The organism is Bartonella sp. AP58NXGY (assembly GCF_042195785.1).
Classification (GTDB): domain Bacteria; phylum Pseudomonadota; class Alphaproteobacteria; order Rhizobiales; family Rhizobiaceae; genus Bartonella.
In genome coordinates this window covers 1-376 of record NZ_JBHIOY010000212.1, presented here as the reverse complement: position 1 = coordinate 376, position 376 = coordinate 1, and the positions used below count along the sequence as shown (strand labels likewise).

The window sequence follows — 376 nt, the reverse complement described above, 5'->3', positions numbered from 1 at the left end:
CAAGGCAAGAGCACCAAGATGCAACAGCGCATAAGGAGCTAGCTCTGCTTCAACGGTTGACCATACTAAAGAGTCTCTTTCCCAAGGTGGAATACAATATTGAGTGCGAAGCATTTCATGCAAAGAATCATCTTCCTTTGCCCATTCTAAAGTTCTGTCGAGTTCTTTCTTTAAACGCTGAGCACTCACTTTCTCTTCATGAATTTCCAATCCATTGGGAACAAAATTTATAAATACCGTTGGCAAAATCCCAGAATTATGAGGATTAATGGTCTGACAAGCCGCCGCAAAAATACCGCTCATCACGAGAAGTCCGCGATCAAAGGGTGAAAAATCTTCTACGTGTTTCTCGTTATAGAGAAATTGCAATTCGCGA

1 pseudogene is annotated in these 376 nt (G+C 41.8%); it reads right to left on the bottom strand.

Annotated elements, in window-relative coordinates:
- Positions 1-376, bottom strand: a pseudogene (locus tag ACFINC_RS10510) (hypothetical protein); the annotation flags it as partial.